The sequence below is a fragment of the Gordonia bronchialis DSM 43247 genome, assembly GCF_000024785.1.
In the GTDB taxonomy this organism is placed as follows: Bacteria; Actinomycetota; Actinomycetes; order Mycobacteriales; family Mycobacteriaceae; genus Gordonia; species Gordonia bronchialis.
This window is the reverse complement of sequence record NC_013441.1, coordinates 1,047,774-1,060,232: the sequence shown is the minus strand read 5'-3', so window position 1 is coordinate 1,060,232 and position 12,459 is coordinate 1,047,774. Positions and strand designations below refer to the sequence as shown.

The 12,459-nt window shown below is 67.0% G+C and carries 12 protein-coding genes; 6 read left to right on the top strand and 6 right to left on the bottom strand.

Annotation, left to right across the window (positions count from 1 at the left end):
- Positions 1-49: 49 nt before the first annotated feature.
- Together GBRO_RS04910 and GBRO_RS04905 are read right to left on the bottom strand one after the other, a co-directional pair.
- Positions 50-388, bottom strand: coding sequence for a GNAT family N-acetyltransferase (locus tag GBRO_RS04910; RefSeq protein WP_012832885.1), 339 nt, complete (start codon positions 386-388; stop codon positions 50-52).
- Positions 389-466: 78 nt separating this feature from the next.
- Complete coding sequence (locus GBRO_RS04905) at positions 467-1,216, bottom strand: phosphoglyceromutase (protein ID WP_012832884.1); 750 nt, start codon at positions 1,214-1,216, stop codon at positions 467-469.
- 272 nt (positions 1,217-1,488) lie between these two features.
- On the opposite strand from GBRO_RS04905, the gene GBRO_RS04900 reads away from it, so the two are divergent.
- Positions 1,489-2,910, top strand: a complete 1,422-nt coding sequence (locus tag GBRO_RS04900) for an APC family permease (protein ID WP_012832883.1) — start codon at positions 1,489-1,491, stop codon at positions 2,908-2,910.
- A 63-nt stretch (positions 2,911-2,973) separates the two neighbouring features.
- Here GBRO_RS04900 and GBRO_RS04895 read toward each other — a convergent pair whose 3' ends face one another.
- The 4 genes from GBRO_RS04895 to mshA all read right to left on the bottom strand — a co-directional run bounded on the left by GBRO_RS04895 (position 2,974) and on the right by mshA (position 7,852).
- Positions 2,974-4,581 carry an AMP-binding protein gene (locus tag GBRO_RS04895; RefSeq protein ID WP_012832882.1) on the bottom strand — a complete coding sequence of 536 codons (1,608 nt, stop codon included), beginning with the start codon at positions 4,579-4,581 and terminating at the stop codon, positions 2,974-2,976.
- Positions 4,582-4,778: 197 nt separating this feature from the next.
- Positions 4,779-5,735: a hypothetical protein gene (locus tag GBRO_RS04890; protein ID WP_012832881.1), complete on the bottom strand. Its 957-nt coding sequence runs from the start codon at positions 5,733-5,735 to the stop codon at positions 4,779-4,781.
- Between the two features lie 145 nt (positions 5,736-5,880).
- Entirely contained in the window at positions 5,881-6,471 is a 591-nt protein-coding gene (locus GBRO_RS04885) for a type III secretion system chaperone family protein (RefSeq protein WP_012832880.1), read from the bottom strand.
- Positions 6,472-6,475: 4 nt separating this feature from the next.
- On the bottom strand, positions 6,476-7,852 hold the full coding sequence (mshA, locus tag GBRO_RS04880) for a D-inositol-3-phosphate glycosyltransferase (RefSeq protein WP_012832879.1): 1,377 nt from the start codon (positions 7,850-7,852) through the stop codon (positions 6,476-6,478).
- A gap of 79 nt (positions 7,853-7,931) precedes the next feature.
- Between mshA and GBRO_RS04875 the strand changes: the two genes are divergently transcribed.
- The 5 genes from GBRO_RS04875 to GBRO_RS04855 all read left to right on the top strand — a co-directional run bounded on the left by GBRO_RS04875 (position 7,932) and on the right by GBRO_RS04855 (position 12,440).
- Positions 7,932-9,176: a cytochrome P450 gene (locus GBRO_RS04875; RefSeq protein ID WP_012832878.1), complete on the top strand. Its 1,245-nt coding sequence runs from the start codon at positions 7,932-7,934 to the stop codon at positions 9,174-9,176.
- A complete protein-coding gene (locus tag GBRO_RS04870) occupies positions 9,173-9,751 on the top strand; it encodes a TetR/AcrR family transcriptional regulator (protein WP_012832877.1) in 579 nt (192 codons plus the stop codon). The genes GBRO_RS04875 and GBRO_RS04870 overlap by 4 nt, the downstream gene beginning before the upstream one ends.
- 96 nt (positions 9,752-9,847) lie before the next feature.
- Entirely contained in the window at positions 9,848-10,786 is a 939-nt protein-coding gene (locus GBRO_RS04865) for a metal ABC transporter solute-binding protein, Zn/Mn family (protein ID WP_012832876.1), read from the top strand.
- Positions 10,783-11,574, top strand: coding sequence for a metal ABC transporter ATP-binding protein (locus tag GBRO_RS04860; RefSeq protein ID WP_012832875.1), 792 nt, complete (start codon positions 10,783-10,785; stop codon positions 11,572-11,574). The genes GBRO_RS04865 and GBRO_RS04860 overlap by 4 nt, the downstream gene beginning before the upstream one ends.
- Positions 11,571-12,440, top strand: a complete 870-nt coding sequence (locus GBRO_RS04855; RefSeq protein WP_012832874.1) for a metal ABC transporter permease — start codon at positions 11,571-11,573, stop codon at positions 12,438-12,440. The genes GBRO_RS04860 and GBRO_RS04855 overlap by 4 nt, the downstream gene beginning before the upstream one ends.
- The last annotated feature ends 19 nt before the right edge of the window (positions 12,441-12,459 follow it).

Below are 12,459 nucleotides of genomic sequence, written 5' to 3'. Positions count from 1 at the left end.
GGTTCACCACCACCGACCGTGCGTCGAAATCCACCGATAGGGCAGGACGCTACTGCGGAACCGGCACCGCCATGTCCGCATACTCCGGGTGCCGCTCGATGAAGCGCTGGACGTAGGAGCACACCGGCACCACCTGCTTGCCGCTCGCACGGATGTCCTCGAGTACCGACTGCACCAGCTGCGACGCATACCCGTGTCCGCTGTACTGCTCGCGGATCACGGTGTGGGTCAGGACCACCTGATAGGGCTCGGAGACGTAATCGACGTAGCCGACCACCACGTCGTCGGTATTACCCCACTCACGATCGCTCGGGTCCGGTGTCAGCACCGCCTCGTAACGCTCCTGGGCAGGAGAATGGTTGATTCGCAGGGTCCCCAGATCCGCCATGGAAACCAATGTAGCGCGCATCACACCGATCGCACCATGACGATTGTGTTACGCCAGTGCCCGGGTTGCCGGCGTCGGCTACTTCTTCTGCCCCTGGGCGGCCACCGCCGCCGCGCCCGCTGCCGCTGCCTCGGGGTCCAGGTAGGTTCCGCCCGGATTGAGTGGCTTGAGGTTCTCGTCGAGGTCGTAACGCAGCGGATTGCCGGTCGGGATGTTGAGCCCGGCGATGTCGGCGTCGGAGATGTCGTCGAGGTACTTCACCAGGGCGCGCAGCGAGTTGCCGTGCGCGGCGACGAGGACCGTCTTACCCGCCTTGATGTCGGCGGCGATCGACTCGGTGAAGTACGGGATCATCCGCGCGACGACGTCCTTGAGGCATTCGGTGAGCGGCACCTCGTCGAGGTCGGCGTACCGCGGATCCGACGTCTGGCTGTACTCGGCATTCGGGTCGATGGGCGGCGGCGGGGTGTCATAGCTCCGACGCCACAGCATGAACTGCTCGTTGCCGTACTTCTCGAGGGTGTCGGCCTTGTTCAGTCCCTGCAGGGCCCCGTAGTGACGCTCGTTGAGTCGCCAGTCTCGCTTGACCGGAATCCAGTGCCGGTCGGCTTTGTCCAGCGCGATCTGCGCGGTCTGGATCGCCCGGCGCAACAGCGACGTGTACAGGACGTCGGGTAGCAGATCGTGTTCGACGAGGAGCTCACCGGCACGCACCGCCTCGGCCTCACCCTTCTCGGTGAGTGCCACGTCCACCCAGCCGGTGAACTGATTGGACGCATTCCATTCGCTCTCGCCGTGCCGCATCAGGATCAGGGTGCCGTTGCTCATGGGCCTCAGTTTGTCACACCGGCGCATCGCGTTCGCGGTGACCGAGAGGGGTGACGACGGCCGAAGACGTTGCCTCGGCCGCGCTCATCGGTGGCGGGCCGGCACCAGTCCGGCCAGCGACCAGACGGTCAGGTACGCCAGGCCCAAGAACCCGCCGACGGCCGCCACTCGCACGGCCTGCACATCAACACCGCAGGTGCGCACCGGACCCCAGTGTCTCGAATCGGACGCAAAAACTCATAAAGCGGACATATCGGGTCTAGCGTCGGATCATGACGAGCACTGACACCGGTGCGCCGAGCACCGAACAACCCGAACTGAAACGCGTCCTCGGCTGGAAGCTGTTGCTGCTGTTCATCATCGGCGACATCCTGGGCACCGGCGTGTACGCGCTGACCGGTCAGGTGGCCGGCGAGGTCGGCGGCGCGGCGTGGCTACCGTTCCTCATCGCCTTCGCGGTGGCAACACTGACCGCCTTCTCCTATCTGGAACTGGTCACCAAGTACCCGCAGGCCGCCGGCGCTGCGCTCTACGTACACAAGGCTTTCGGCGTTCACTTCATCACCTTCATCGTGCTGTTCACGGTGATGTGTTCCGGGATCACGTCGGCGACGACGGCCTCGCGCGCCTTTGCGGTCAACATGCTCACCGCCTTCGCCGGCGGCGACAAACCCGACCCCACCAACCCGGCGTTGCTGTTCTTCGCGATCGCGTTTCTACTGCTGGTGATGTTCATCAATTTCCGCGGCGTCGCCGAGGGGGTGGGCACCAACGTGGTTCTCACGCTGGTCGAACTGTCCGGCCTGCTGATGGTGATCTTCATCGGCTACTGGTTCATCGTTCGCGGGCAGGCCCAGCACTGGGATGCCGTGGTGGCCTTCGAAACCCCGGACGACAAGAACGTCTTCATCGCCGTCACCGCGGCGACGGCGCTGGCATTCTTCGCGCTCGTGGGCTTCGAGGACTCGGTGAACATGGCCGAGGAATGCAAGGACCCGGTCCGCATCTTCCCCAAGGTGATGCTCTCCGGGCTCGCCCTGACCGCCGTGGTGTACGTGCTCATCTCGATCTGCGCGGTCGCGATCGTCCCGGTCGGAGTCCTTGCCGAGAGCGAGACACCGCTCGTCGACGTGGTGCAGGCCGCGGCGCCGAACTTCCCGATCACCGATCTGCTGCCCTGGATCTCGATGTTCGCCGTCGCCAACACCGCTCTCATCAACATGATGATGGCCGGCCGGCTGCTCTACGGGATGGCCAAACAGGGTGTGCTGCCGGGCTTTCTGGCTTACGTGCACCCCGGGCGTCGCACGCCGTTCGCGGCGATCATCTTCACCACCGTCATCGCGCTGTGCCTGCTGGTCTACGTCAGCGCCGACCCGGACAGTTCCGTCGTCGGACTGCTCGGCGGCACCACCGCACTACTGCTGCTCGCGGTGTTCACCGTCGTCAACATCTCGGTTCTGGTGCTGCGACGAGATCACGTGGAGCACAAGCATTTCCGCACCAACGCCGTCGTCGCGGTCCTCGGCGCGCTCACCGCCGGGTATCTCACCTTGCCGTTCACCGGACGCGACACCGAGCAGTATGTGATCGCCGGCTGGCTACTGCTGCTCGGTGTTGTCCTGTGGGCGCTCACCTACTGGCACCGCAGACGGCAGAATGATCGTGAAGGGCACCTCGAGGACGTGAACTGACCTCGACGCCCCGCGGCCCACCGGTGGTGAACCGGCAGGCCGCGGGGCGTCGAGTGGGCAGCGCTACTTGCGCAGATCCTTGCGCAGGATCTTGCCCGAGGCCGACTTCGGGATCGCGTCGATGAACTCGACGGCCCGAACCTTCTTGTGCGGGGCCACCTTCGCCGCGACGAACTCCATCACTTCGTCGGCGCTCAGCTCGGCGTCGGGCTGGGTGACGACGAAGGCCTTCGGGATCTCCTCGCCGCTCTCCTGATCGATCACCCCGACAACGGCGGTGTCGGCGACCTTCGGGTGGGTCAGCAGCAGCGCCTCCAACTCGGCCGGCGGCACCTGGTAGCCCTTGTACTTGATGAGTTCCTTGAGCCGGTCGACGATGTAGACGCACCCGGTGGGGTCGACCTGCGCCATGTCACCCGTGTGCAGGAATCCGTCGGCGTCGATGGTGTCGGCGGTGGCCTGCTCGTTGTTGAGGTAGCCCAGCATCACGTTGGGGCCCTTCACCCAGAGTTCCCCGGGCTCGGACAGACCCTCTGCCGGCAGGTCGATCTCGTTTCCGGTGGCCGGATCGACGATCTTGTTCTCCGTGTTGGGGATCGCCCATCCAGTGGAGGACAGCGGCGGATCATCCTGCCCCAGAGCTGCTTTGGTGTCCGCCGGGATGATGTGGCTGACCGGGGACAGCTCGCTCATGCCGTACCCCTGCAGCATGTGCAGGTTCAGGCGTTTGGCGACGGCCTGCCCGAGTTCGTCGTCGAGCGGGGCGGCACCCGACATCATCGTCGTCAGCGAGCTCAGGTCGTAGTTGTCGACGATGGGATGCTTGGCCAGCGCGACCGCCACCGGCGGTGCGATGTAGGCATGGGTGACCTTGAAGTTCTGGATGTTCTCCAGGAATTCGACGAGGTCGAAGCGCGGCATGGTGACCAGCCGCGACCGGTTGTGCAGGGCGGCGTTGAGCAACACTGTCATGCCGTAGATGTGGAAGAACGGCAGCACCGCGATGACCACGTCGTCGGGGCTCGCGCCCTGCAGCGGCGCGATCTGGGCGACGTTGGCCACCAGGTTGCGATGGCTGAGCGCGACACCCTTCGGGTTTCCGGTGGTGCCGGAACTGTAGGGCAGCACCGCGACGTGGGTCGCCGGGTCGAAGCTCACCTCGGGGGCCGGCAGGTTGGGAGCGAGCAGGTCGATCGCGTTGGGATGGCCGGTGGCCTTCTGCCCCTCACCGTCGAGCACGATCAGGTTCTCATCGGCGATCCCGACCTCCTTGGCCGCGGCGGCCGCCTGCTCGAAGAGCGGCGACACCGTGACCAGCATCTTCGCCTTGGAGTCGGTGAGTTGCTTGGCGATTTCCGGTGCGGTGAACAGCGCGTTGATCGTCGTCGCCGTGCCGCCCGCGCGCAGGATGCCGTGGAACACCGTCGCGAACGCGGGGATGTTGGGCGAGAGAACGCCCACCACGTCACCGACCGCGATGCCGCGTGCGGCCAGCGCTCCGGCAGCGGCCTGGATCTGCCCGATCAGCCGCGCGTAGCTGGTCTCGTCGCCCGACTTCGGGTCGACGAGGGCGACCCGGTCCATGTCCGCCTCCTCGATCGTGGAGAACAGGAAGTCATAGACACTCAGATTCGGGATCTCGACGTCGGGGAATGGACTCGTGAAACTCATGGCACCTCCGTTGGTGAGTGTGACCGCAATCGTAACAACACTCATTGTCAGAGTCTGATCGACCCATGTCCGCATCGTCCGATTCGGGTGCGCACATCTGTGAGCAGCACCACTCTACGACGCCCGGTTCTTCCTCCTGCAACCTGTTCGTCCTCCGTTTGCAGCAGGAGGACGAGCGGGTTGCAGGAGGAAGAACGTCAGCGAATCAGACCAGCCACCTCCAAAGCGCCGATCAGCTTGGCGTGCAGTACCTTCGGACGCTGCGTGTCAGACCATGTCCATCGGACGACGTGCGGTCCCGTGTCACGGATCGCGTCCTCCCGCAGCTTCTCGGCGTAGATCACATCTTCGGGGAGGCGATCCCTACCGAACGGATTCGCACGGTGGTACTTGAATCGACCGTCGAACTCCCCGATGAGGCGCAGCACACCCTCCTGGTCGCGCCATCCGAAGTCGGCACGCACCTGCCTGCGTTGACCACCGACGTCGATGGTGATCTGTACCTGCAGGTCAGGCGCGGGTATCAATGGGTGTCGGACCATGACCAAACGGCTCAATGATTCGCCCACGCTCTCGGCCAAGCCGTCGGCAAGCGGAATCGCGGCCCGCAGGATCGCAATGCGATGACCACGACGCATCCGGGCCATCTGCTGCGCAAGCTGATCCTCTGTCACACCCGCATGCATCCCGGCGTCGAGTACACACACCGCCTGCTCCAGCGTGCCCATCCGGGCGTGATCGCACGTCGATCGCGGCAGAGTGGTGACCGAGAGTCCGTCGACCTCTATGACGTCGCCGTCGAGCGATGCCTGATGAATCACCGCACGCTTGGTGGTCTTGCCCGATCCCTCCGCGGTGAAGTGCACCTTCGACAGATCTGGACGCAACATCGGAATCCGCTGCACCGCGAGAGCCGACGCGTGACTGATGACTCGCATATCCCCACCGCTGAGTGCGGCCGCCCGGATCGTCGCGCGATACTTCTCGAGCTGTGCCTCATAGCCGTGCGCGCCGTCGCGGGCAGGCAGGTAGACGCCGCGCCAGATACGTTGTGCCACTCCGTCTCGGACATCGCGCCGCAAATCGCCATCAGTGCGGCCGGACGAGAGTGTGTCCGCGCGAAACACCAGGTCGTCGGCGTCGAAATCGGCCATACGGCAGATCATGCCTCGCGCTGGCACCATCGCTCAGAATTTATCCACCGGTCTGAGCCGGATTGGCTCTTCCTCCTGCAGCGTGTTCATCCTCCGTTTGCAGAGGGAGGACGAACACATTGCAGGAGGAAGAACGCGACTAGGTTCAGTCGTCCGGCGAACCAGGCTCGTCGACCCCGGTGATCCCTGGGATGTACCGATCCGGAAGGGGCTCGCCGGGTTCGGGGAGCGATTCCTTGTCGATGAGGCGCTCGAAGGCGAGCAGGTTGCGCAGCGACTCCCCACGCGACACCCGCCAGGCCCATTCACGCTGGATGGACGTGTGGAAGCCGATCTCGAGCAGTGTGTTGAAATCGCCGTCGGCGGCTTCGAGGACCTGGCCCAGAACCCGGTCGACCTCGTCGGAATCCAGTGCGTCGACCGAGATCCGGCCGACGAGATAGATGTCACCGGTGTTGTCGATGGTGTAGGCGACGCCGTAGAGCCTGCGATTGCGTTTGAGCAGGAACCGGTAGACGGCTTCGTGGTCCTCGTCGGGGCGGCGACACACAAACGCCTCGACCCGCACGCCGTAGCGGCTCGCGGTGAGCAGCACCGTCGTCTTCAGTTTGCGTTCACCGGGAAGTTCGAGCACCAGATGCTCGGATTCGGCACCGCCGGAACTCTTGCGGCTGAACTCGATTTCCCGCGCGGTCAGCGTTTTCTCGAGCAGTTCGATGACGTCGGTATGAGACACGAGTTCAACTCCGTCCGGTCATGGGCAACAAGGTGCTGCGCCGACGACGCCACGGCCGCCGCGTCCGCGACGACGAGCCGGTCACGTTCTGCGCCGCAACCGACTGTGCCGCATCGGGATTGCGCGCCGCGAACGACTGCATCGCACGCGAATAGCTCGACAGCATGGCGTCGACGGTGTGGTCCCAGGAGAACTGTTCGGCATGAACGCGCGCGTTGCGGCCCATCTCGGCCAGCCGATCTGGTTGTGCCAGTGCCTTTTCCAGCGCGTTGGTCCAGTCCCCCACCGCATGGGAGCCGACGAGCACGCCGGTCCGGCCCCCGGCGACGGCCACCGACAACCCGCCGACGTCGGCAGCCAGCACCGGGGTGCCGCATGCCTGCGCCTCGATGGCCACCAGGCCGAAGCTCTCCGAGTGACTCGGCACCGCAACAAGATTCGACGCCCGGTAGACATCGGCCAGGCGGGCCGGCGCCTGGGGTGGGAGAAAGGTCACCGCGTCGGCGATCCCGAGGTCGTGGGCCAGGTCGATCAGCGCGGTCGGCCGGTCGAGCCCGGAACCCGACGGGCCGCCGACGATGAGGACGCGCACCGGCCGACGCGAGGTCCGCGAGCGCCGGATCAGTGGGGCCGCCGCCTCGATGAGCAGGTCGGGGGCCTTGAGCGGCTGGATGCGCCCGACGAAGGTCACGATGGCCTCGTTCTGGTCGAGCCCCAGCGAGGTGCGTGCCATCTCCCGCGGGCCGGGGGTGTAGCAGTCCAGGTCGGCGCCCGGGGTCACCACGTCGATGCGGGCGGGGTCGGCACCGTACATCGAGATCAGTTCGCTCGCTTCGGTTTCGGTGTTCGCGATGAGGCGATCGGCCTCGTCGACCACCTGTTGTTCACCGATGACGCGCAACTGCGGCTCGGCGGTGTCACCGGCGGCCAGCGACGCGTTCTTCACCGCGGCCAGGGTGTGCGCGGTGTGCACCAGCGGCACACCCCACCGGTCGCGCGCCAGCCAGCCCACCTGCCCGGACAGCCAGTAGTGCGAGTGGATCAGATCGTAGTACCCGGGCTCCTGCGCCGCTTCGGCACGGAGTACGCCGGCGGTGAACGCGCACAGCTGCGCGGGCAGATCACGCTTGTCGAGCCCTTCGAAGGGACCGGCGACGACGTTGCGGACCGTCACCCGGGGAGCCGCGGCCACTCGCGGCGCATCGCTCGACGACGTCGCCCGGGTGAAGATCTCCACCTCTACCCCGCGCCGGGCCAGCCGGGTGGCCGTCTGCCACACGTAGACGTTCATCCCGCCCGCGTCACCGGTGCCCGGTTGCGCCAGCGGCGAGGTGTGCACGGAGATCAGCGCTACACGCCGCGGGAGCGGGCCGGTGGTCATCCCTCCACCTTAATGGCCCACACCACAAATCCCATCCACGGCCGTTGACACTCTGGTCGATGTGTCTCACGATGGACACATGACGTCGACAACGTCTCACGCCCCGGTATTCACCCTCCGATCCGGCGCGACGTGGGCGAACCCCTTCGGTATGTACGCCCGCCTGCGATCTGCCGCACCGGTGCACCGCGTTGCCACCGGGGCGGCGTCGGCGTCGGACCCGGGCGAGTACTGGGTCCTGACCCGGCATGCCGACGTGCTCGCGGCCGCGTCGGACCCGTCGACCTTCTCCTCCGCGGACGGCCTCACCGTCACCTACGGTGAACTCGCCGCGATCGGCATGACCGACAACCCGCCGATGGTGATGACCGATCCGCCGGCCCACACCGCGTTCCGCCGCCTCGTCGCCCGGGGGTTCACCCCGCGGCAGGTCTCCGCACTCGAACCGCAGATCCGCGACTTCGTCCGCGAACGCCTCGATCGCATCGACGGGGCATCCGACGGGCCCGCCGACATCGTCGGCGAATTGTTCAAACCGCTGCCGAGCATGGTGGTGGCCCACTATCTCGGTGTGCCCGAGTCGGACCGGGCACAGTTCGACGGATGGACCGATGCGATCGTCGGTGCCTCTCCCGATTCGCCCGACGCGGGTCCGGCGACCTTGGACATGCTGGGCTACTTCGGCCGGCTGATCGAGTACCGCCGCGATCATCCCGCCGACGACACCGTGTCCCATCTCGTGGCCGCCGGGATCGCCGACGAGGACGCCGGGGTGCTCTCGGTGCTGGCATTCACCTTCACGATGGTCGCCGGCGGCAACGACACCACCACCGGAATGCTCGGCGGCAGCATCGAATTGCTGCACCGATACCCGGATCAGCGGGCCCGGCTACTCGACGACCCGGCGCTGATCGGCGACGCCGTCGACGAATTCCTGCGCCTCACCTCGCCGGTGCAGAACCTCGCGCGGACGACCACGCGGGCGGTGACGCTCGCCGGCGCCGACGGCCCGGTGACCATCCCGGCGGCCCGCAAGGTGCTGCTCTGTTACGCGGCGGCCAACCGCGATCCGCAGGCCTTCGGCCCCGACGCCGAGCACCTCGACGTCGGGCGGCGACCCCGCAACATCCTGACGTTCAGCCACGGCGCCCACCACTGCCTCGGCGCCGCGGCAGCCCGCCTCGCGGCGCGCGTCACGCTCACCGAACTACTGTCCCGGTACCCGGACTTCGCGGTCGATGTCGCCGGAATCCGCTGGGCAGAAGGCAATTACGTACGCCGACCCACCTACGTGCCGTTCTACCCGTCCGGCGTCGGAGCATGAGTTCCACCGATTGGCTGGCCGCCGAACGCGCCGATCTCGCGTCCCGTCGCATCCTCGATCGTGCCGAGGAACTCTTCACCGCCCGGGGCGTGTCGTCGGTGACGATGCGCGATGTGGCGCAGGCCGTCGGATGCTCACGGGCCACGCTGTACCGCTACTTCCCGGGCAAGACGGAACTGTTGGCCGCCTACGTCGACCGCGCGGCCGGCGAACTGGCCGAGGAGATAGCGCGGGGCACCCGCACCGTCGCCGATCCCGCCGAGCGCCTCGTCGCCGCGGTGCGCACCGCACTCGACGGCGTTCGCGGCAACCCCGCCCTGGCAGCCTGGTTCACGCCGGAAACCGCCGGTCCGGCAACTCATCTCGCACTCGTGTCACCGGCCATCGAGTCGATTGCGACGTCGTTTCTGGGTGGTGTCGCGCCCGCGTCCGACGAGACCGACCGCACCGAGCGGGCCCGCTGGCTGGTCCGGGTGATCGTCTCGTTGCTGAGCGACCCGGCCGGCTCCCCCGATGCCGAAGCCGACCTGCTCCGACGATTCGTGGTGCCGGTGATCATTACCGGGACCGGGTGATCGATCCCCCTCGCATCCCGATTTCGCTTGCCCTTCCTCCTGCCCTACACTCTTGTCGGTAACGATTATCATTTGCCACTTGTGGGAGGTCGAAAGATGCGGCGAACCGTCTGGACTCTGGCGGGACTGCTCACCGCCGTCACGCTGGTCATCGCCGGCTGCTCGGGCGGTTCGGACTCCGGTGACGGCAAGCCCACGGTGGTGACCTCGACCAACGTGTGGGGGTCGGTCGCCGCCGCGGTGGCCGGTGACAAGGCCACCGTCACCGCGCTCTACACCAACGCCGACGGTGATCCGCACGAGTTCGAGCCGTCGGCCGCCGACACCGCCTCGATCGTCGACGCCGATGTCGTGGTCCTCAACGGCGGCGGCTACGACGCCTACATGGAGAAGGCGTCCGCGGGCACCGACTCCGCGGTGGTCAACGCATTCTCGCTGCTCGGACACGGTGACGGGACCGAGCACGACCACGAGTCCGGTCACCACCACGACCACGGCGTGATCAACGAGCACGTCTTCTACGACCTCGCCGTCGTGGCCCAGGTGGCCGACAAGATCGCCGCCGCGCTCGGCGAGAAGGACAGCGCGAACGCCGACGCCTACAAGGCCAACGCCGCCGCCTTCACCGGCCAGATCACCACCCTGCGCGACAAGCTCGCCGCCATCAAGACCGCTCACGACGGCACCAAGGTCGCCCAGACCGAGCCCCTGGCCGGCTACCTGCTCACCGAAGCCGGTCTGGTGGATGCCTCCCCCGCCGGATTCACCCAGTCGGTGGAGGAGGGCAACTCCCCCGCGGCAGCCGACATCGCGGCGATGCAGGATCTGCTGAAGAATCGGACCGTGCGCGCTTTCATCTACAACACTCAGGCCGTCGACGCCGTGACCAAGCAGATGCTGCCCATCGCCGAGGGCGCAGGCGTCCCGGTGCTGCGGTTCACCGAGACCCTGCCCGACGGCGTCACCAGCTACATCGCCTGGCAGACGGCGCAGATCGACGCCCTGGCCGCGGCGTTGGCCGAGCCGGCCAGATGACCGGACAGCCCGCCGTCGCCTTCCACGATGCGCGGCTCGCCTTCGGCGACCGCGTGCTGTGGGATCACCTCGATCTCGAGATCGCCCCCGGCGAATTCGTCGCCGTCCTCGGTCCCAACGGCTCGGGAAAGACGTCGTTCCTGCGCACCCTGCTGCGCCAGTATCCGCTGACGGGTGGCTCGGTGACCGTGACCGAACCCATCGGCTATGTGCCGCAACAACATTCCGACGACGCCGACCCGATGGCGCTGCGCGGACGCGACCTCGTCGGATTCGGTGTCGACGGCAAGCGGTGGGGACTCGGCCTCGCCGGGCGCCGACGGCGGGCGATGATCGTCGACGACGCGCTGGCGCAGGTGGGCGCGCAGGCGTATGCGAACGCGCCGGTGGGGGTGCTCTCCGGCGGCGAACAGCAGCGGCTGCGGGTCGCCCAGGCATTGACCACCGACCCCCGGCTGCTGCTCTGCGACGAGCCACTGGCCAGCCTCGACCCCGCCAACCAGGAGCGGGTGGTGGAACTGATCGACGCTCGACGACGCCGCGCCAACACCGCGATCGTCTTCGTCACCCATGAGATCAACCCGATCCTCCCGTACGTGGATCGGGTGCTCTACCTCGTCGGCGGCCGCTTCCGCGTCGGCACCACCGCCGAGGTCATGAACACCGCGACCCTGTCGGAGCTCTACGGCAGCGACGTCGAGGTGCTGCGCGTCAAGGGACGCCTGGTGGTCATCGGCGGCGAAGACGGACACCACTGCGTCGAGACCACCGAGGACGTCGGCTCATGACCATGACGCTGGCCGCGGCAGACCGCCAGTTCAGCGACCTGTGGAACTTCGAACTCACCGCCAGACTCCTCGGCTACGACTTCATGCTGCAGGCCCTGCTCGCCATGGCGCTGCTCGGTCTGCTCGGCGGAATCCTGGCGCCGCTCATCGTCACCCGGCAGATGTCCTTCGCCGTCCACGGCATCAGCGAGCTGTCGGTCACCGGCGCGGCTGCCGCCCTACTGCTCGGCGTCAGCGTCAACGTGGGTGGCGTGGTGGGCGCGGTGATCGCGGCCGCTGTCTTCGGGTTCCTGGGGAACAAAGCGCGCGAACGTGATTCGGTGATCGGCGTGGTGATGGCTTTCGGGCTCGGCCTCGGCGTGCTGTTCCTCGCGCTCTACGGCTCCAGCCAGACCGGCTTCGCGCTGCTCACCGGGCAGGTGGTCAGCGTCGGGGTCAGCGGCCTGACCGCGATCGCGATCACCACCGGCGTCGTGCTGGCGGTGATGGCGGTGATCTACCGGCCGCTGTTGTTCGCCTCGACCGATCCGCGCGTCGCCCAGGCCCACGGCGTCCCGGTGCGGACCCTCTCGGTGGTCTTCGCGATCATCATGGGTCTGGCCTGCGCACAGGGAGTCCAGATCATCGGCGCCCTGCTGGTGATGTCGCTGATGATCACGCCGGGTGCCGCGGCGGCTCGTCTGACCGCCAACCCGACGAAGGTCATCGCGCTCTCGGTCGTCTTCGCGGAGGTCGCCGCCGTCGGCGGACTCATCCTGTCGCTGGCCCCCAAGCTGCCGGTGTCCGTCTTCGTCACCACCATCTCGTTCCTGATCTACCTGGCGTGCCGGATGATCGGGCGACGGCGGGTGTACCGCACGCGCTGAGGGGCCAACCGCGCGGCGA